The organism is Bacillus sp. FDAARGOS_1420 (assembly GCF_019344915.1).
In the GTDB taxonomy this organism is placed as follows: domain Bacteria; phylum Bacillota; class Bacilli; order Bacillales; family Bacillaceae_G; genus Bacillus_A; species Bacillus_A mycoides.
This window is the reverse complement of the sequence record NZ_JAHWJB010000002.1, coordinates 3,074,345-3,093,334: the sequence shown is the minus strand read 5'-3', so window position 1 is coordinate 3,093,334 and position 18,990 is coordinate 3,074,345. Positions and strand designations below refer to the sequence as shown.

The following is an 18,990-nucleotide window of genomic DNA, read 5'->3' as shown; positions in this document are numbered from 1 at the left end:
TTTATGACTCAAATAAGTGATGAAATAATCGATCGCGATTTTCAAAGAAAAGTTTCGTCGTTTGGTAATGCTCTGTTTCTTCTAATGTCGATTCGTGAATCCCTTCTTGAGTTAAAGAGTATATAGTAGATTCAGGATAAGCCATTAAAATAGGAGAGTGCGTCGCGATAACAAATTGTGAACCTTGTTCCGCTAGTTCGTGCATTCGAATAAGCATAGAAAGTTGCCTCATTGGTGATAAAGCTGCCTCAGGCTCATCTAAAATGTATAAACCTTGTCCTGAAAAACGATTCATAAATAATGAGAAGAAGGATTCGCCGTGTGATTGTTCGTGAAGTGAAACGCCGCCATAAGATTTTATAGCATCTATTTCATCGATATAAGAAGCAACGTTATAAAATGATTCAGCGCGAAGAAAGAAGCCGTCGTTTGGTGTATTGAAACTTTTTGAAATTCGAAGATATTCATGTAAAGATGAATGGGAATCGTTTGTGCTAAAACGGAAATTCTTCGTTCCACCTTCTGCATTAAAACCTAAAGCAATTGCAATTGCTTCGAGTAATGTTGATTTACCTGTCCCATTCTCTCCAATAATGAATGTTACATTTGGGTGGAAAGCTAGTGATTGCAAAGTTCGAATAGCGGGTAGACAGTAAGGATATGCGGAAAAGCTAGGGATATTTTCTTTTTTTAATGTGACATTTTTTAAAAAGGGTACGTCAATCAATATATAAACCTCAATTCATAACGGATTTTGATTCTAAAAAAGCAGCGAATACAAGTGTAATACAACTTGCTAGTAATATTGTATATTGAAGTGCGCCAAAACCAAGCCCTTCCCAGCTGAAAGTCATTCTCTTCCATATGAAAATGAAAAGAACGCTCATAAAGCCAAAGAGAGCAGGCATATATTTTATAATTTTCAAGTGCTTCCATAGAAAGAAGCCGATGTATGTACTTAAAAACAAGGTAGACAGAACAAGAAAAAATACAAGTGTTAACGACACGTGAACTCCTCCTATTTTCTGAATATTTTATGTGGATTATAACATTTAAACTATCATATTCCAATGTGAAAATAAATATTGCATAGAGATTGTTCATATCGTTATGATAATATGTATTCTATTGGAAATATGAAAAGGAGTTAAAATATGCCGTTTACATTTGCACATCCAGCAGCTGTTCTCCCTTTTGCTAAGAAACATTCTAGTTATATTTCGGTGACGGCTCTTATATTGGGTAGTATGGCACCTGATTTTGAATATTTTTTATATTTTAGGCCATACGGTATTATTGGCCATACATGGGCTGGTTTCTTCTATTTGAATTTACCACTCGTTTTTTTATTAGCATATGCATATCATCGTATTTTAAAAGGACCGTTTATAACACATTTACCTAAGCCTTTTGCTAATTACTATAAATATGTAGTAGATGCGAAGTGGGGGCTATATACTTGGAAGGACTTTTTTGTATTTTGCTATTCTGCTTTATTCGGTATGGTGACGCATGTCGTTTGGGATGCTTTTACTCATAAGACAGGCTATTTTGTTATGAAAATACCGCTGTTACAGCAAGAAGTATATAGTATTCCGATTTATAAATTTTTACAGCATGGGAGTACGTGTTTTGGTCTACTATTACTAATATATGTACTATGGAAATATAGGAGGGAAACTGATCAAGATACTAGTTTAACTTCGGAAAAAAAGAAATATTGGGCTTCATCTATCGTTGTGGCGATTATTATATTTATCGTTCACGCGTTATTAGACCCCTATTTTCATATTTTCCAAATAGGAGGTATAATAGTATCTGGACTGACAAGTTCGTTTTGTGGACTTCTTATTGTTTCTATAGTTTACAAATCAAGGGACTAATTTATATTAATGAATGATAGTGTTAGGAGAAATTAAATGATGAAAGCATGGAAAAGTATTTTTGTTTTATGCAGTTTTCTTCTTATGTTAAGTGGTTGCTTCCAGCAAGAAGAAAAGAAGGCAGAACCTAAAAAGAAAGAATCTATTCCAGAAACAAAAGAGTATGGTGGGCGTGAGCTTAAAAAAGTAGGACAAAAAGTGAAAGAAAAAGGGTGGGGGACATTTGAATTAGAACAGATTCATTCTGTGAATCAGACATTTGAAGTAGCCCCAATGAAAATTCACGTACAAGACGTTAAAGTTATCTCATTATCACAAATGAGCAAAGAGGCAAAAAATACATTGAAAGTGTATACTGCATTAACTCCTGAAGAAGTAAAGCGTAGATTGGGAGATAAAGTGAGTCAAGAAGATGCTGAATTATATGCATCGTTAAGTGGAACAGAGATTAGCGATACGATTCGGTATGTTGAAATTACATATAAGGTAGAGAATAGTGGAGATAAGAACATGCAATTTTTCTCTATGAATGATGTTGCTATAAATGACAAACAACATTTTAATGTAGCGACTCAAAACTTTTTATATGATGAAGATACGCTCGTTGGTACAAAGAGTGTTTCAAGGGAAGATTATAGGCCTGGTGAGACACGAGAAGGAATTATCGGTTTAATACTTGATGATGGAAAAGAAAAAGTAAAGGATATTAAGTTTACGACAGATGATTTAGCAGCAGGAGACACAAATGAAGCTGTTAAAGAACCGCAAACTTTTAATATTTCACTCTCTAAATAAAGTGTCTTTATAATAATTTAAGCAAAAACAGTCAGCATAAAAAGTTATGCTGACTGTTTTTTTAGCTCTTTCACATATGAATCTACACTTTGAAAAGGCACTGTAATTTTAAAAGCATCTTTTTGCTCGTTAAATTGTTTTTCATTATAAGGACCAAATCGTTTATTATGCTTTACATCGATGATCCAATAATGTTCACTTTTTTTATTTGTAATTGCTGCGTCAGGATTATTTGGATCTGATTTTTCCTCAATTTGCTTTGTGATAATGTATTTATCGTCCCAAGCAATTTCTGTAATTTTTGCAGGGATGTATTGTGTAGCATATACAGCATCCTGCGATGGGAAAAGTTCAAATGCATCTCCAGAAGTATGTATGAGTTCATATTCATCGTTAATTGTATAGGTCAAATGGTTTGTATTGCCTGTACAACCTGTTAATAAGAGTGCGGCAAATAGGATTATCCATCTTTTCAATATGGGAACCTCCTTTACAGTGCTGTTGTAACACATTGTACAAGAAAAGTAAGCGAAACGCCAGTTTACAATGTTTTTTAGAAGTGGTACGATGAGACGGGTAAAGAAGGATATGAAGGAGTCGACACAAAATGAAGTTAAAGATGCATCGTCCAGCGCTTGTAATGAATCGCATAGGTGCTTCCCTTATTGACATGTTTTTAATCTCGGTTACGTACGGTGCAGTAGTAGCTATTATTACCGGAAACTATAGTGCTATTTTCAATCGTTTTAATATAAGTTTAGGTGACTATAGATATGACCTTACACTTGTTTTCGTATTAATGGCTATAAATTTTATTGTGTTACCTTTTCTTTGGAACGGTTCTACACTTGGTAAAAAGGTAACAAGAACAAAAATAATCTCGTTAACAAGTGAAAAACTAACGTTACAAACATTAATAATACGATTTTTGGTATTATTATTACCAAGCATATTATTACTTGGAGTTCCATTAATATGCAATGTATATATGATGTTATTCCGCAAAGATAATTGTGGCTTCCATGATTTAATTGCAAAGACGAAAGTGATGAGTCTTGTATAATTAATATTTAGATTATACGTGCTACTAATGAAATAAGACTTTTTATCGTTTGTATATAAAAAGTCTTATTTTTAATTTCGTGAAAAATTTCATCATTATCTTTTTTTTGGAAAATTAGATAAATGGAATTGATATAGGGCGGATATTTCCTATATAATCCCCTCCATATTATTGATGGATGTTTAAAGAAGCTGTAGCTAATTCAAACATCCTATTTTCGTTTTAAATAGATTGAAAATTAAGAGAATGGTATAATGGATATAAATAATATCGTTATATAACAAAGGGGGATTTAGAATGACTGGAGGTAGCTTAATATTTTGGGGGATTCTTATTTTTATTGGTTTAACCTTCGATCAATATAATAGTAAGAAAAAAAAAGAAACAGAAAAGTAATCGCTTACAAGTTGTAGAGTAAACTTTTCCTGCTTGCGGACTAATATAATAAAAGAGTATACTGAATGACGGTAAGACTTATAGAAGGGGTAATGAAAATGAAGCTTGCAGGGAAAGTTGCTATCGTAACTGGCGGTGGCATCGGTATTGGACGTAATACAGCTCTTTTGTTGGCTAAACAAGGCGCAAAAGTAATTGTGACGGACATTGATCAAGAAAGTGGACAAGCAACAGTGGAGGAAATTACGAATCTAGGCGGAGAAGCACTTTTTGTATCCTATGATATGGGAAAGCAAGGAGATTGGCAACGCGTTATCAGTATTACTTTGAATGCATTTAGTCGCATTGATATGCTTTTTCAAAATGCTGGTTTATATAAAATAGATTCTATTTTTTCTCGCCAACAAGAGAACGATTCCAATGTACTTTGTATTAATGACGTTTGGATAGAGATAAAACAATTAACGTCATCTTTTATGAAACAGCAAGAAGAAGTGGTGCTGAGTGACTTACCGATTTTCGGTATTATTGGCACGAAAGGACAATCATTTCATACAGTAGAAGCCCTCGTATAATAATGAAAACCGCCCTCAAAATATGTGGACGGTTTTTTTGTGTGTATTTTCATCCATTCTAATTTCTTATCGTATAAGTAGCAACTATACAGAATACAAGTGATTTCGTACCCACTATTTTTTTGTTTTAATTTGGCACGGGGTAGGAAGAGGATCTGACCGTTTCTATGCATGGCTAGGTTCTCTTTTCTACCTAAAAAAGAAAGTGTTGTATTTGCATGTATACTTAGCGAATACGTTGTTCAGTTTGACTATCAAAGAAATGCGCTTTATTCATATCAAATGCTAGTTTAATTTGATCTCCAGGTGAAAATGCATGTCTTGCATCAACACGTGCTGCAAAATCTTGATCTCCAAGTTTCATATATAAAATGGATTCAGCCCCTAACAACTCTGCAACTTCAATTTTCGTTGTGAAAGTAGTAGATTGTGAAGCTTCTAAAAATAATAGTTCATCATGAATATCTTCTGGACGAATACCTAAAACAATTTCTTTATTTACATAGCCTTGTTCGCGTAATAACTTCATTTTTCCTTCAGATACTTTAAACTTTAGTGAACTGTCTATAACGAAATCGGTTTCAGTTAATTTTCCACGGAAGAAATTCATTGCGGGTGAACCGATAAAACCACCAACGAAAATATTTTCAGGTGTTTCATATACTTCTTTTGGAGTTCCAATTTGTTGGATTTTGCCGTCTTTCATAACAACAAGGCGTGAAGCCATTGTCATTGCCTCAGTTTGATCATGTGTTACATAAATTGTCGTTGTGCCAAGGCGGTGGTGTAATTTGGAAATTTCTGATCGCATTGCAACACGTAGTTTAGCGTCTAAGTTTGATAATGGTTCATCCATTAAGAAGACTTTTGCGTCTCGAACAATTGCTCTACCTAATGCAACACGTTGACGTTGTCCACCTGATAAAGCTTTCGGTTTTCTATCTAAATATTGTTCAAGCCCTAAAATTTGAGCTGCATGTTTCACTCGACGGTCGATTTCATCTTTTGGTATTTTTCGAAGTTTTAATCCAAATGCCATATTATCATACACACTCATATGTGGATAAAGAGCGTAGTTTTGGAAGACCATTGCGATATCTCGATCTTTTGGAGGAACATCGTTCATTAGCTTACCATCAATTGAAAATTCTCCTTTTGAAATATCTTCAAGCCCAGCTACCATTCGTAGTGTTGTAGATTTTCCGCAGCCAGAAGGACCAACGAATACGATAAATTCTTTATCTTGAATGTGTAAATTAAAATCTGTTACGGCTGTTACGTTATTATCATATATTTTATAAATATTTTCTAATTTAAGTTCTGCCATGATATTTCCCCCTAGAAAGTTTATGCAAACGTTTTCTTTGAATTTATTATAAACGAATAGATTCAAAAAAGAAATAAAAACACTATAAAAAAATAAAACGTTTTCATTATTCCTATGAATATATAATAAGTTCCACATGTTTTATTAGAAAAAGAAAATAAATATTGTAAGCGCTATTTTAAATTTGGATAGAATCTGTTATCATTCAGTAATGAAAACGTTTGCGCCTTAAAAAAAGAAAAAAGAATCAATAGTATAGATGAAATGGGGTAGCATAATGGAAAAACAATGGTGGAAAGAAAGTGTAGTATATCAAATTTATCCTCGTAGTTTTATGGATAGTAACGGTGATGGTATAGGTGATCTTCGTGGTATTCTTGCGAAGCTAGATTACTTAAAAGAATTAGGTATTGATGTAATTTGGTTATCACCAGTCTATGAATCTCCAAACGATGATAATGGTTACGATATAAGTGATTATTGTAAAATTATGAATGAGTTCGGAACAATGGAAGATTGGGATGAACTATTACATGAAATGCATAAACGTAATATGAAACTTATGATGGACTTAGTTGTTAATCATACTTCAGATGAACATAATTGGTTTATTGAATCATGTAAATCGAAAGATAATAAATATAGAGACTATTATATATGGCGTCCTGGAAATGAAGGGAAAGAGCCGAATAACTGGGGAGCAGCATTTAGTGGCTCTGCATGGCAATATGATGAAATGACAGATGAATATTATTTGCATCTGTTTTCTAAAAAACAGCCAGATTTAAACTGGGATAATGAAAAGGTAAGACAAGATGTTTATGACATGATGAAGTTTTGGTTAGAAAAAGGAATTGATGGGTTCCGTATGGATGTTATTAATTTTATTTCTAAAGAAGATGGCCTACCATCTGTTGAAACGGATGAAGAAGGATATGTTTCAGGGCATAAACATTTTATGAACGGTCCGAATATTCATAAGTATTTGCATGAAATGAATGAAGACGTATTGTCTCAGTATGACATTATGACGGTTGGGGAAATGCCTGGTGTAACGACAGAAGAGGCTAAATTGTATACAGGGGAAGCTAGAAAAGAACTGCAAATGGTATTCCAATTTGAACATATGGATTTAGATTCCGGAGAAGGCGGGAAATGGGATGTAAAACCATGCTCACTTCTTACTTTGAAACAAAATTTAACAAAGTGGCAAAAAGCATTAGAACAAACAGGATGGAATAGCCTTTATTGGAATAACCATGACCAGCCTCGCGTTGTATCTCGTTTTGGTAATGATGGAGCTTATCATACTGAATCAGCGAAAATGTTAGCGACAGTACTTCATATGATGAAAGGGACACCATATATTTATCAAGGAGAAGAAATCGGAATGACCAATGTTCGGTTTGAATCAATTGATGAATACCGAGATATTGAAACACTAAATATGTATAAAGAAAAAGTTATAGAGCGCGGCGAAGATATAGATAAAGTGATGCAGTCTATATATATAAAGGGCCGAGATAATGCTAGAACTCCGATGCAGTGGGATGATAGAGAACATGCTGGATTCACAACGGGTGAGCCTTGGATTGCGGTAAATCCTAACTACAAAGAGATTAATGTGAAACAGGCGATCCAAGACGAAGAATCAATTTTTTATTACTATAAAAAATTGATTGAGTTACGTAAAAACAATGAAATAGTTGTGTATGGAACATATGATTTAATACTAGAAAATAACCCTTCTATTTTTGCTTATGTAAGAACATATGGAGAAGAAAAGCTTCTGGTGATTGCAAACTTTACTGTAGAGGAATGTGTATTTGAATTGCCTGAGGACATTATTTATAGTGAAGCAGAGTTATTAATACACAATTATGATGTGGAAAATGTATTGATAGAAAACATTACATTACGACCGTATGAAGCAATGGTATTTAAATTGAAATAAGAAAAGCCTTATGCCACCCTGGCATAAGGCTTTTACTATTACCATTTTAAAATAGAGAATCCATACGGTGGAAGTGTAACTTGTAATACACTTGCTTCCGCTGAAAATTCTTCGTTTGTATAAATGTTAATTATTTTCTTCCTGGTAATATGAAGAGGGAGTGAAGTTGTAACTTCACTGTTAGTAGGATTTAAAACGAAAAAGATAGTTTCATCTTCATATGTTTTTGTATAAGAAATGTAATTATGTTCATCATTTGCCTCAATGAATTGAAAAATACCGTTTCCTCCAAATGCTTTATGTTGTTTCCGTAATGAAATTAATGTTTGTATATGTGTAAATAAAAGAGTATCCTGTTCTTTTTCATCCCATATCATGCATTTGCGACAGCCAGGGTCCATTCCACCATCCATACCGATTTCATCGCCGTAATAAATACAAGGAGAACCGATGAAAGAAAGGTGAAATACATAGAGTAACTTTAACTTATTTTTATCCCCATTACATGTTGCTAAAATTCTAGGTGTGTCATGACTGTCTAATAAATGAAATGCTGCTTCATTTACATTCATAGAGTAGGAATGTAGAGAATCTGTAATTTGTTTCATAAATTCACTTGAATTAATGGACTCGTTAGCAAAGTAAGAAAGTAGAGCGTTTGTAACCGGATAGCTCATTACAGCATCAAATTGATCACCTTGTAGCCATGGGAGTGCATCGTGCCAAATTTCGCCTAAAATATATACTTCAGGATTCAATGCTTTTATTTCACTTCGGAATTCTCTCCAAAAACTGTGATCGACTTCATTTGCTACATCAAGGCGCCAACCATCTATATGGAATTCCCTTACCCAATAACGACCTACTTCAAGTAAATATTCTTTTACATCTGGATGTGCCGTATTTAATTTAGGCATATATGGTGTAAATGCGAAAGTATCATAGTTAGGAAGTGGCTCGGTTATAATTGGAAATTCATGAATATGGAACCAATCTTTATAGGCGGAATTTTCACCTTGTTCCAGCACGTCTTGAAATTTATCAAAGAAGTACCCGCTATGATTAAAAACAGCGTCGAGCATTACTTTTATACCATGTTTATGACACGCCTGAACGAGTTCTTTGAAAGTTTCTTTCGTCCCAAATTGTGGATCGATTTCCATGTAATCAATTGTGTCATATTTATGATTCGAATGAGCTTTGAAAATAGGAGTGAAATATATTCCGGAAATTCCAAGCTTCACAAGGTAATCAAGGTTTTGAATAATACCAGCAAAATCTCCGCCGAAAAAATTAGTTGGAGTTGGTTCGGTACTTCCCCAAGGGAGGGTGTTTGCCGGATTTAATGTGTTATCCCCGTTAGCGAATCGTTCCGGGAAAATTTGATACCATACTGTGTCTTTAATCCAGGATGGTGCTCTGAAAACGTCTTTTGCATGAATGAATGGAAAGCAGAAAAAGTTACCGACATCGTCATTTGGAATGTTAGAAAAAAATCCTCTTTCTGTATAAATAAGAGTGTCTACATCGTTTTTTAATTCGAATCCATATCGTAAGCGTTTAAATTTCGGCTCGATTGAAACCGACCAATAATCAAATAAATCAGTAGATCCGGTTTTTTTCATCGGTGTACTCGCAGTAATCCATTTCCCATCTTGCCATTCATACGGATCACCGTAGATGAGGGCGGCGCTGTGAACATCATCTCTTCTTGTGTGTATTCGGATGTGAATTATTTTTTCGTTGTAAGCGTATGCATAATTATCTTTTGGCCTATGATAGATCGCTTCTTTAAGCATATAGAAAATCCCCCTTTAATATCTATATATATATTGTTACCTAAAATGAAATAATAAAGATTATGTTGCAAACGATTTCCTTTAACATAACTTTAATATTGCTTATAAGAGTAGTATTCATTTTATGTAAAGTCAATGAATAAAGAGTATGAGGAGATTATTTTGAAAATTAATATTTGCAAAATGAATAAAAGAATGTATAATGATAGACAAATAGCGCAAACGTTTTCATAGATTGAGATATTGTTTGCGCTTCTATTAAACCATTCAATGCAAACGTTTTCAACTTCTGGAGTACATAGACAATTTAGGGAGGTTTTTTGGGATGAAGAAAGCATTATCACTATTAACGATTTCAGCATTGTCAATCGGTATGTTATCTGCATGTGGACCGAAAGATTCAGGGAAAAAAGAAGCAAGTAAAGAGAAGAAAGATTATGATCTTCTCGTTTGGGAAGATGATAAAAAAGGTGTTGGTTTAGAACCAGCAGTGAAAAGCTTTGAGGAAAAATATAAAGTAAAAGTTAAAGTTGTTGAAATGCAAATGACAGATCAAGTGAAAAAGTTACGTCTTGATGGACCAGCGGGGACGGGACCAGATGTTGTAACATTGCCACACGATCAAATCGGAAATGCAGTAACAGAAGGCTTACTTTCTGAAGTAAAAGCAGATGAGGCTGTGAAGAGTAAATTTACTGACTTATCAATAAAGGCACAAACATACAACGGGAAATTATATGGTTTACCAAAAGCAATTGAAACACCAATTTTTATTTACAATAAAAAATTAATGCAAAAAGCTCCAGAAACGATGGACGAGCTATTTAACTTCTCAAAAGACTTTACGAAGGATGGCAAGTACGGATTTTTAACATTAGGAGATAACTTCTACTTTGCTAACGCGTTTATGGCAGGTATGGGCGGATATGTATTTGGTGAGAAAGACGGAAAGCCAAATGCAAGTGATGTTGGATTAAATAATAGCGGAGCAGTACAAGGGGCTGAATATCTTCAAAAATGGTACAAAGAAAAGTTATTCCCGAAAGGTATTATCGGTGAGTCTGGTGGCCCTGCTGCTGATGGATTATTCAATGAAGGAAAAGCAGCATCTATTATGAACGGACCGTGGGCGTTCCAAGCGATGGAAAAGAACGGAATTGATTATGGTGTTGCTCCAATGCCAAAATTACCAAATGGTCAACCGATGAAAACATTTGTTGGGGTAAAAGGATGGCATGTAACAAGCTTCTCTAAACAAAATGATTTAGCTACAAAATTCACTGAGTGGGTAACAAATGAAGAAAACGCAAAAATTAGATTTGAGAAGACAAAAGAGATTCCTCCAGTAAAATCAGTAATGGAAGATCCAATTATTAAAGATAATGAAGCTGCAAAAGCAGTTGCAACTCAATCAGAAAATGGAATTCCAATGCCGAATATTCCAGAAATGCAAGAAGTATGGAAACCAGCTGGAGACGCGCTTCAGTTAGTTGTTACAGATAAAGAGGCACCAAAATCCGCTCTTGATAGTGCAGTGAAACAAATTAAAGGAAATATTGAGGCAAATCATAGTAAGAAAAAATAAGGTGAAATTCGTGCCTCTACTATAAGAGGCACGAATTCTCTCCCAGAAAAAAGGGGGAAGGAACATGCAAACATCTATGGAACCAGCAAACGGCTTAAAAGGTTCAAAACATAGGAAAATGGCAACCATGTTATCAATCATTCCAGGCATAGGCCAAATGTATAATAAACAATTTGTAAAAGGCCTTATTTTTCTAGTATTAACAGGTTCATTTATTGTAGCATTTGCTGATTTATTAAATATGGGATTATGGGGAATTGTAACACTCGGTACAGAAGTTCCACGTGACCATTCTGTCTTTCTATTAGTAGAAGGAATTTTGGCACTTATCGTCATAGTGTTTGGACTAGGAATATATGGATTTAACTTATATGATGCATACCAAAATGGGAAGAAACGTGATATAGGAACACCATTAAACTCAGTAAAAGAGCAATACCGTAACTTATTAGATCAAGGTTTTCCATATTTAATGGTTTCACCAGGATTTCTATTACTTATCTTTGTAGTTGTATTTCCAATCATTTTTGTAATTTTAATTGGATTTACGAATTATGACTTATATCACTCTCCTCCAGCTAAATTAGTAGATTGGGTGGGCTTTAAAAACTTTATTGATATTTTCACATTACCAATGTGGAGAGAGACATTTTTAAGTGTATTTTCTTGGACTGTCATTTGGACATTTGTTGCAACAACATTACAAGTTGCACTTGGTATTTTCTTAGCAATTATCGTAAATCAGCCTGGTATTAAAGGTAAGGCAATTATTCGAACAATCTTCATTTTACCGTGGGCTGTTCCAGCATTCGTATCTATTCTTGTCTTCTCGGGTATGTTTAATGAAACATTTGGAGCAATTAATAATCAAGTATTAGCTTTATTCGGGATTGAAAAGATTGCTTGGATGACAGATCCGTTTTGGGCGAAGATTGCTTTAATTATGATCCAAACGTGGCTCGGTTTCCCATTCGTCTTTGCAATGACAACAGGTATATTGCAATCGATTCCAGGAGAATTATATGAAGCTGCTACAGTAGATGGAGCAACTGCTTGGCAACAGTTCCGCAAAATTACATTGCCACTTGTTTTATACGCAACAGCACCAATTTTAATTACACAATATACGTTTAACTTTAATAACTTTAGTATCATTTATCTATTTAACGGCGGAGGTCCTGCTGTAGCGGGGCAAGATGCAGGTGGAACGGATATTTTAATTTCATGGATTTATAAGTTAACGATGACTTCAGCGCAGTACGGAAAAGCAGCAGCTCTTACAATGATTTTATCGTTAATCGTTATTACAGTTGCGTTATGGCAATTTAAGAGAACAAAATCATTCCAAGAAGAGGATATGATGTAAATGAATATTAAACGACAAAAGATGTTACGTCTTTCATTAAGTTATTTGGTTATCTTCATAATGTGTGCGATTATTTTCTATCCATTACTATGGATTATTGGTTCATCGTTTAATCCAGGAGATAGTTTGTCTGGTTCTAGCATTATTCCAAAAAATGCTACGTTAGATCATTATCGTAAGCTACTTGATCTTGATTCAAGTAATTACTTACTTTGGTATAAAAATACGTTAAAAGTTAGTGTTATGACGATGATTTTTTCGGTGTTAGCAATTAGCTTTACTGCTTATGCATTTTCGAGATATCGTTTTGTCGGAAGAAAAAATGGTTTATTAACATTTTTAATTCTACAAATGATTCCGAACTTTGCAGCGTTAATCGCACTATATGTATTAGCGCAGTTAACAGGATTAATTGATACACATCTTGCATTAATTTTAATTTATGTAGGTGGAGCAATTCCAATGAATACTTGGCTTATGAAAGGGTATTTTGATACGATTCCGAAAGAGTTGGATGAGTCAGCCCGCATGGATGGAGCAGGACACTTCCGTATTTTTTGGCAAATCATTATGCCGCTTGCAAAGCCAATCGTAGCGGTTGTAGCATTATTCACTTTCATCGGTCCATTTACAGATTTCATTTTAGCAAGTATTATTTTACGCACGCCGGAAAATTACACTTTAGCAGTTGGATTATATGAAATGGTAGCGAAAAAATTTGGTAATGAATTTACGACGTTTGCAGCGGGTTCAGTATTAATTGCAATCCCGATTTCGATTTTATTCTTATCACTACAAAAATACTTTATTTCTGGTTTAACAGCTGGAGGTACGAAAGGATGAGAAATGGGACATTATGTCCCATTTTTCTTTTCATCTCTCTATAAAAAAATTATAGAGAGATGAAAAGAGATTTGACATCGCATATGAAAAGAAGTGAAATAAATAGTATATTATAGTATAGGAAAAAAGAGCTATATCCCTTACAATACATGGAGAGGGAGAATATGATAAGTTTTGCAAGATAGAATAAATAAATGACAGTTTATGACTTCTCCTATGACTTGCAACGGGTGCAAGATAAAATATATGAAAATGGCAGAGAAGTGAAAGGAGGGGATTTTTATGACAGTTACAATTAAAGATGTGGCGAAGAAGGCGAACGTAGCACCATCAACTGTTTCTCGTGTAATTGCTGATAATCCAAGTATAAGTGAAAAGACAAAGCGCCGTGTTCGAAAAGTAATGAGTGAATTAGGGTATCATCCAAATTTAAATGCAAGAAACCTTGCGAACCAAACGACGAAGACACTTGGTCTTGTTATGCCGAGTTCTGCAAGTAAAGCTTTTCAAAATCCGTTTTTCCCAGAAGTTATAAGAGGAATTAGTTCATTTGCACATGTGGAAGGGTATGCGCTTTATATGTCGACTGGTGAAACGGAAGATGAAATTTTTAATGGTGTTGTAAAAATGGTACAAGGGCGTCAAATCGGTGGTATTATTCTTTTATATTCAAGAGAGAACGATCGGATTATTCAATACTTGCATGACCAAAACTTCCCGTTTGTTTTAATTGGAAAACCATATGATCGAAAAGATGAAATTACATATGTAGATAATGACAATTATACAGCTGCAAGAGAAGTAGCGGAATATTTGATTTCATTAGGCCATAAACAAATCGCATTCATCGGCGGTGGATCAGATTTACTTGTAACGAGAGATCGTTTGGCGGGGATGAGTGATGCTTTGAAACTAGCAGATATTCTATTGCCGAAAGAGTATATTTTACACTTTGATTTTTCAAGAGAGAGTGGTCAACAGGCTGTTGAGGAATTAATGGGACTAAAGCAACCACCGACGGCAATTATGGCAACGGATGATTTAATTGGACTTGGCGTGTTAAGTGCGCTTTCTAAAAAAGGATTTGTTGTACCGAAAGATGTTTCGATTGTAAGCTTTAACAATGCTTTATTATCAGAAATTGCTAGTCCACCACTTTCGACAGTTGATGTGAATATTTATCAATTAGGGTATGAAGCGGCAAAAGCTTTAGTTGATAAGGTGGAGCATTCTGAATCTACTTCAAAATGCATTATTATTCCGCATAAATTATTGAAGCGTCAAACTTGTGATCATTATGCAACAAAAAGCTAAGAGTTTAACTCTTAGCTTTTTTCTTTAGAAAGGCTTCTAAACGGTCACAGCCTTCTTTTAAAGTTTCGATACTGTAAGCATAGGAAAGGCGAAGGTAGCCTTCACCGTATTCGGAAAATGCGGTTCCAGGAACAACGGCTAGCCCAGCTTCTTTTACAAGATCAAGTGCAAAATCAAATGATGAAGATGTTAAATGTCCAACATATGGGAATAAATAAAATGCACCTGTTGGCTTCTCAACCGTTAAACCCATTTGAATGAGTCTATTATACACGTAATCACGGCGTTTTTTGTATTGATAGCGCATCATCTTCGGGGCATCTTTAGCAGCTGTTAAAGCTTCGATTGCAGCATACTGAGCGATTGAAGTAGCACATGTAACATTGTATTGATGAACTTTTAATATGTGTTTTGCTAAATATTCTGGAGCAAATAAAAGTCCGATACGCCAGCCGGTCATAGAATGTGATTTTGATAAGCCGTTAATGACAATCGTCTTATCACGCATTTCTGGGAAATGAGCGATAGATGTGTGTTTTTCTTCATATACAAGTTCACTATAAATTTCATCAGAAAGAACGAAAATATTTTTATCTTTTAAGATAGATACAATATCTTCTAATTCTTCTTTTGATAAGGTAACACCAGTTGGATTAGAAGGATACGGTAAAACGACGCATCTTGTTCGTTCTGTAATTGCATGTTGCAATGCTTCAGCTGTTAAACGAAATCCAGTTTCGCGAACATCTATAAAAATAGGAGTTGCACCACATAGTCGAATAATCGGCTCGTAACCAGGGTAAATAGGAGCAGGTAAAATTACTTCCGTTCCTGGTTCTAAAATAGTTCGGAATGCAACATCGATCGCTTCACTAGCACCGATTGTAACAATGGTTTCGTTTTCAGGTGAATAATGTAAATTGTAGTTGTCCTTTACAAAGTTACAAGCTGCCTTGCGTAATTCTAGTAAACCAGCGTTATGTGTATAGCTTGTATAATTTTCTGTAATGGCCCGTTTAGCTGCTTCTTTTACTAGAGAAGGTGTAGGGAAATCGGGTTGCCCAATTGTTAAAGAGATAAGATTATCATAGTTTTGAATCATATTAGAGAACTGACGGATTCCAGAAATTTGGATGTCCTTCACTCTAGGATTAATGAATTGTTCCATTGTATCTCCCTTTCTTCCGTTTGAAAATTAAGTCCATTTTATCATATTTTCAACTATTACGCTTTGTTTATAAAATTTCCCCCGCTATTTGTGAAAGATAAGAATCGTATCTTAAAATTCAGTGGAAGTAAGAAATTATGTGAGGGTTCAAAGGTCTATAAGAGTATAAGCTGTGTGAGTTAATTAAAGTTTCACTTAAGCATAAACACAAAAAAAGCCGCTGCAAGCGACTTTTTAATAACCGTATTCCCAATCTATTTCATCTTCGTTCCAAAGTACGGAAGATACTTTGCCAAGATGGACAACGGATTCATTTACAGCACATGTACAGTCTTCGTCCCCTGCTTTATGTTGCAATTCTTCGTATACTGATTTTTCAACGTTTTCTAGCACAACCAAATTTTCTTCTTTTAAAACAAGCGTAGTACCCGCCATATTTATCTTCCTCCTACTAAAGTAATGATCACTTATTTGTAAACATAGATAGTATGGATTATATGCTGTATTTTGCGATAGTTGTCCGTCTAGTGAAGTGTTTTTTATTTTCTTTGTAATCCGTATTCATTGTATACTGCACGAAGGAAATTTGGTACAGGGTTTACAATCATTTCGGAAATTTGTAACATTTATTATTAGTTGTTAACAAATAATTAACAAAGATGTTAAGAAAAATCAAAATTTTGAAACAAATAGACTTATAAAATGATATAATCATATCAAAATACATATAGGGGATGAGAGGCTATGGAGCTGATTCGTGATTTAATGATCCAAATTGCCATCATTATTTTACCACTATTTTTATATGAAGCGATTCGTTTAAATCGTTATCAAGGAATGCTTCCGAAGCCTAATCGCTACTTTATTATGTTTTTATCTAGCGTTACACTCGTTCTCTCCATGACATACTCTATTTGTTTTGGTACCGTTTGCGGATACAATTTTCATCCAGTCCCAATTGTTAGTGGTTTTTTATATGGTGGGATTGTTGGGCTCATCCCTGCCATTATTTATGTTGCATATGAATGGATTTTTAAGGGGCTTAGTTGGTTGCCTATGGTAGAAGTTATATTTCTTTCGATAATTCCATTATTTTTGTCAAAGAAATGGTCTCTTTTTTCAAGAGATAAGAAGCTAATATTAGCTTTTATGATTGCATCATTTTATGTTCTTGTTTCATTAGTAGTCGGGATGTTGAATGTCCTTTTAGAAACAGGTTTTACACCGTACATATCTAATCTATATAGTGGGTATATATTTGCATCACTTATTATGGTTATGACAATGGTATTTCAAGTGTATTTGACTGAGTATTTAAACGAAAATGCATTATTGCGTACAGAAATGCAAAAATCAGAAAAACTTAATATTGTAAGTGAGTTAGCTGCAAGTGTCGCACATGAAGTTCGAAACCCTCTCACTGTTGTACGAGGGTTTATTCAATTGTTAGAGAGTACGGAAGACGTAAAAAACAAAGATTATATGCGTCTCGTATTAGCTGAGCTGGATCGTGCTGAACAGATTATTTCAGATTATTTAAATTTAGCAAGGCCTCAAATTGAAAAAAAAGAACATATTTGTTTATCAGCACAATTAATTGAAATGACAACTCTTATGTCATCATTTGCAGCGATGCAGGGCGTTTATTTGCAAGTTGAGATTTCTGAGAGCCTTTATACTATCGGTGATAAGACGAAATTGAAGCAAGCTATTATGAATGTTGTTAAAAATGGTATTGAAGCAATTCAAGGAAACAAAGGGTATTTAAAAGTAACAGCTATTCAAAAAGATGAATTGATAATAATAAGAGTTAAAGATAGTGGTGTTGGAATGACAAAAGAACAGTTAGTAAGGCTTGGACAACCGTATTATTCTTTAAAAGAAAAAGGAACAGGATTAGGCCTTATGGTAACATTTAGTATTTTACAAGCGCATAATGGTACATTGGAATATAAAAGTGAAAGCGGGAAAGGAACTGAAGCTATTATTATATTGCCAGCTGTACGATATAAGGAATAAAAGTTACCGATAGAAGGTAACTTTTTATTTTATCGTGCATTAGAAAAAGATACAAAATTTCATTCATTTATTTTTTCTTGTTTTGTTCGAACGAATAAACTTTTAAATGATTGAAAGAAGCTTTGCTCTTTTGAGGCGGCGACTAATCTTTTTGTTTCTTGAATTTCACGAATAACTTGCATAAGTTGTGTATCACGGTTGCTGTCTTTATTGTAAATTTGATTGACAAGTTTATTCATTTTTTCTTCTTGTTTGGATTCTCGCTTATACATATGATTCATTAATAAGTCCATCTTTTCTTTTTGGAGTGCATCTGTTTGAGCGGCGTGAACAACTAGATCTTGTAACATTTTTTCTTGTGAGCCTTCTTTTACATAAACTTGTTGCATTAGTTCATCTAATTTCTCGTCTTTTAAACGATTTTGTGTAATGAGAGTAGAGTTTTGATGAATAATTGCTTCATTTAATTGAGCAAGCATTTCAAGTTTTAGCATGAACTCCTCAAAGTTACGCCCATCTTCTTTTGGTTGCACTTCTTGTTTATCTTGAATAACAGGTACAGGTGGGGCTTCTTTTTCTTTTAAAATAATAGGTATTGTTTCTGAAATGTCCTCTTGTAATGTAGCAGCTCTTTCATGTATAGATTTCAATAGTTTTAAATCATCCAATTTATAAATACGAGCATCAGCTGTTTTTGAAATGATATAACCGTGTTCCTCTAAGAGTTGGCTATATTTTCGGACTATATGTTTTGGGATACCTGTTTTATTTGTAACATCTTTCGTTTTATAAATAGCTTCCATGATAGTTCCTCCCCAAAAAGTATCGTATATATCATTTCAACCTTTTATGAGGACTTCCTTTGAAAAAGAATGTCGGAAGGTTATTAGTTTTCTACAGCAT

19 protein-coding genes are annotated in these 18,990 nt (G+C 34.2%); 11 read left to right on the top strand and 8 right to left on the bottom strand.

Annotation, left to right across the window (positions count from 1 at the left end):
• Position 1 precedes the first annotated feature (1 nt).
• Together I6L50_RS25950 and I6L50_RS25945 are read right to left on the bottom strand one after the other, a co-directional pair.
• Positions 2–727, bottom strand: coding sequence for an AAA family ATPase (locus I6L50_RS25950; RefSeq protein ID WP_002165131.1), 726 nt, complete (start codon positions 725–727; stop codon positions 2–4).
• Between the two features lie 10 nt (positions 728–737).
• Positions 738–1,007 carry a hypothetical protein gene (locus tag I6L50_RS25945; RefSeq protein WP_113937203.1) on the bottom strand — a complete coding sequence of 90 codons (270 nt, stop codon included), beginning with the start codon at positions 1,005–1,007 and terminating at the stop codon, positions 738–740.
• Positions 1,008–1,154: 147 nt separating this feature from the next.
• On the opposite strand from I6L50_RS25945, the gene I6L50_RS25940 reads away from it, so the two are divergent.
• Positions 1,155–1,883, top strand: a complete 729-nt coding sequence (locus I6L50_RS25940; protein WP_113937161.1) for a DUF4184 family protein — start codon at positions 1,155–1,157, stop codon at positions 1,881–1,883.
• A gap of 36 nt (positions 1,884–1,919) precedes the next feature.
• Positions 1,920–2,678: a hypothetical protein gene (locus I6L50_RS25935; RefSeq protein WP_002066932.1), complete on the top strand. Its 759-nt coding sequence runs from the start codon at positions 1,920–1,922 to the stop codon at positions 2,676–2,678.
• Between the two features lie 44 nt (positions 2,679–2,722).
• Here the strand turns inward: I6L50_RS25935 and I6L50_RS25930 are convergent, their stop codons facing one another.
• Positions 2,723–3,154, bottom strand: coding sequence for a DUF3997 domain-containing protein (locus I6L50_RS25930; RefSeq protein WP_002033805.1), 432 nt, complete (start codon positions 3,152–3,154; stop codon positions 2,723–2,725).
• A gap of 131 nt (positions 3,155–3,285) precedes the next feature.
• Here I6L50_RS25930 and I6L50_RS25925 point away from each other — a divergent pair, with 131 nt between their 5' ends.
• The 3 genes from I6L50_RS25925 (at position 3,286) to I6L50_RS25915 (ending at position 4,712) form a co-directional block, all read left to right on the top strand.
• Complete coding sequence (locus I6L50_RS25925) at positions 3,286–3,741, top strand: RDD family protein (protein WP_002014800.1); 456 nt, start codon at positions 3,286–3,288, stop codon at positions 3,739–3,741.
• A gap of 297 nt (positions 3,742–4,038) precedes the next feature.
• Positions 4,039–4,137, top strand: a complete 99-nt coding sequence (locus I6L50_RS25920; protein WP_002142992.1) for a hypothetical protein — start codon at positions 4,039–4,041, stop codon at positions 4,135–4,137.
• A gap of 65 nt (positions 4,138–4,202) precedes the next feature.
• Entirely contained in the window at positions 4,203–4,712 is a 510-nt protein-coding gene (locus tag I6L50_RS25915; protein ID WP_000218424.1) for an SDR family NAD(P)-dependent oxidoreductase, read from the top strand.
• A 226-nt stretch (positions 4,713–4,938) separates the two neighbouring features.
• Here I6L50_RS25915 and I6L50_RS25910 read toward each other — a convergent pair whose 3' ends face one another.
• The gene (locus tag I6L50_RS25910; protein WP_113937162.1) at positions 4,939–6,039 is read right to left on the bottom strand and encodes an ABC transporter ATP-binding protein; all 1,101 of its coding nucleotides are present in this window, start codon (positions 6,037–6,039) and stop codon (positions 4,939–4,941) included.
• A gap of 277 nt (positions 6,040–6,316) precedes the next feature.
• Here I6L50_RS25910 and malL point away from each other — a divergent pair, with 277 nt between their 5' ends.
• On the top strand, positions 6,317–7,993 hold the full coding sequence (malL, locus tag I6L50_RS25905) for an oligo-1,6-glucosidase (protein WP_219303459.1): 1,677 nt from the start codon (positions 6,317–6,319) through the stop codon (positions 7,991–7,993).
• A gap of 38 nt (positions 7,994–8,031) precedes the next feature.
• Here malL and I6L50_RS25900 read toward each other — a convergent pair whose 3' ends face one another.
• Positions 8,032–9,792: an alpha-glycosidase gene (locus I6L50_RS25900; protein WP_219303458.1), complete on the bottom strand. Its 1,761-nt coding sequence runs from the start codon at positions 9,790–9,792 to the stop codon at positions 8,032–8,034.
• A 325-nt stretch (positions 9,793–10,117) separates the two neighbouring features.
• Between I6L50_RS25900 and I6L50_RS25895 the strand changes: the two genes are divergently transcribed.
• The 4 genes from I6L50_RS25895 to malR all read left to right on the top strand — a co-directional run bounded on the left by I6L50_RS25895 (position 10,118) and on the right by malR (position 14,900).
• Entirely contained in the window at positions 10,118–11,377 is a 1,260-nt protein-coding gene (locus I6L50_RS25895) for an extracellular solute-binding protein (RefSeq protein WP_219303457.1), read from the top strand.
• A 64-nt stretch (positions 11,378–11,441) separates the two neighbouring features.
• A complete protein-coding gene (gene malC, locus I6L50_RS25890) occupies positions 11,442–12,743 on the top strand; it encodes a maltosaccharide ABC transporter permease MalC (protein ID WP_113937166.1) in 1,302 nt (433 codons plus the stop codon).
• Positions 12,744–13,586, top strand: coding sequence for a maltosaccharide ABC transporter permease MalD (gene malD / locus I6L50_RS25885; RefSeq protein WP_002088365.1), 843 nt, complete (start codon positions 12,744–12,746; stop codon positions 13,584–13,586).
• Positions 13,587–13,868: 282 nt separating this feature from the next.
• On the top strand, positions 13,869–14,900 hold the full coding sequence (malR, locus tag I6L50_RS25880) for a maltose operon transcriptional repressor MalR (RefSeq protein WP_002014809.1): 1,032 nt from the start codon (positions 13,869–13,871) through the stop codon (positions 14,898–14,900).
• 4 nt (positions 14,901–14,904) lie between these two features.
• On the opposite strand, the gene I6L50_RS25875 is transcribed toward malR, so the two are convergent.
• Both I6L50_RS25875 and I6L50_RS25870 read right to left on the bottom strand, forming a co-directional pair.
• Positions 14,905–16,068 (bottom strand): aminotransferase A, encoded by a 1,164-nt coding sequence (locus I6L50_RS25875; protein ID WP_219303456.1) that lies wholly within the window; start codon positions 16,066–16,068, stop codon positions 14,905–14,907.
• Between the two features lie 234 nt (positions 16,069–16,302).
• Positions 16,303–16,503 carry a hypothetical protein gene (locus I6L50_RS25870; RefSeq protein ID WP_000929276.1) on the bottom strand — a complete coding sequence of 67 codons (201 nt, stop codon included), beginning with the start codon at positions 16,501–16,503 and terminating at the stop codon, positions 16,303–16,305.
• Between the two features lie 309 nt (positions 16,504–16,812).
• On the opposite strand from I6L50_RS25870, the gene I6L50_RS25865 reads away from it, so the two are divergent.
• Complete coding sequence (locus I6L50_RS25865; protein ID WP_002014814.1) at positions 16,813–18,087, top strand: sensor histidine kinase; 1,275 nt, start codon at positions 16,813–16,815, stop codon at positions 18,085–18,087.
• A 59-nt stretch (positions 18,088–18,146) separates the two neighbouring features.
• Here I6L50_RS25865 and I6L50_RS25860 read toward each other — a convergent pair whose 3' ends face one another.
• Positions 18,147–18,890, bottom strand: a complete 744-nt coding sequence (locus I6L50_RS25860) for a DUF3967 domain-containing protein (RefSeq protein ID WP_002014816.1) — start codon at positions 18,888–18,890, stop codon at positions 18,147–18,149.
• Between the last annotated feature and the right edge of the window lie 100 nt (positions 18,891–18,990).

Bases quoted from the DNA above. Each gene is read 5' to 3' on its own strand.
- I6L50_RS25870 (WP_000929276.1), bottom strand. From the start codon at position 16,503: ATGGCGGGTACTACGCTTGTTTTAAAAGAAGAAAATTTGGTTGTGCTA.
- malC (WP_113937166.1), top strand. From the start codon at position 11,442: ATGCAAACATCTATGGAACCAGCAAACGGCTTAAAAGGTTCAAAACAT.
- malR (WP_002014809.1), top strand. From the start codon at position 13,869: ATGACAGTTACAATTAAAGATGTGGCGAAGAAGGCGAACGTAGCACCA.
- I6L50_RS25915 (WP_000218424.1), top strand. From the start codon at position 4,203: ATGACGGTAAGACTTATAGAAGGGGTAATGAAAATGAAGCTTGCAGGG.
- malD (WP_002088365.1), top strand. From the start codon at position 12,744: ATGAATATTAAACGACAAAAGATGTTACGTCTTTCATTAAGTTATTTG.
- I6L50_RS25920 (WP_002142992.1), top strand. From the start codon at position 4,039: ATGACTGGAGGTAGCTTAATATTTTGGGGGATTCTTATTTTTATTGGT.
- I6L50_RS25875 (WP_219303456.1), bottom strand. From the start codon at position 16,068: ATGGAACAATTCATTAATCCTAGAGTGAAGGACATCCAAATTTCTGGA.
- I6L50_RS25925 (WP_002014800.1), top strand. From the start codon at position 3,286: ATGAAGTTAAAGATGCATCGTCCAGCGCTTGTAATGAATCGCATAGGT.
- I6L50_RS25865 (WP_002014814.1), top strand. From the start codon at position 16,813: ATGGAGCTGATTCGTGATTTAATGATCCAAATTGCCATCATTATTTTA.
- I6L50_RS25910 (WP_113937162.1), bottom strand. From the start codon at position 6,039: ATGGCAGAACTTAAATTAGAAAATATTTATAAAATATATGATAATAAC.
- I6L50_RS25940 (WP_113937161.1), top strand. From the start codon at position 1,155: ATGCCGTTTACATTTGCACATCCAGCAGCTGTTCTCCCTTTTGCTAAG.
- I6L50_RS25895 (WP_219303457.1), top strand. From the start codon at position 10,118: ATGAAGAAAGCATTATCACTATTAACGATTTCAGCATTGTCAATCGGT.
- I6L50_RS25860 (WP_002014816.1), bottom strand. From the start codon at position 18,890: ATGGAAGCTATTTATAAAACGAAAGATGTTACAAATAAAACAGGTATC.
- I6L50_RS25935 (WP_002066932.1), top strand. From the start codon at position 1,920: ATGATGAAAGCATGGAAAAGTATTTTTGTTTTATGCAGTTTTCTTCTT.
- I6L50_RS25900 (WP_219303458.1), bottom strand. From the start codon at position 9,792: ATGCTTAAAGAAGCGATCTATCATAGGCCAAAAGATAATTATGCATAC.
- malL (WP_219303459.1), top strand. From the start codon at position 6,317: ATGGAAAAACAATGGTGGAAAGAAAGTGTAGTATATCAAATTTATCCT.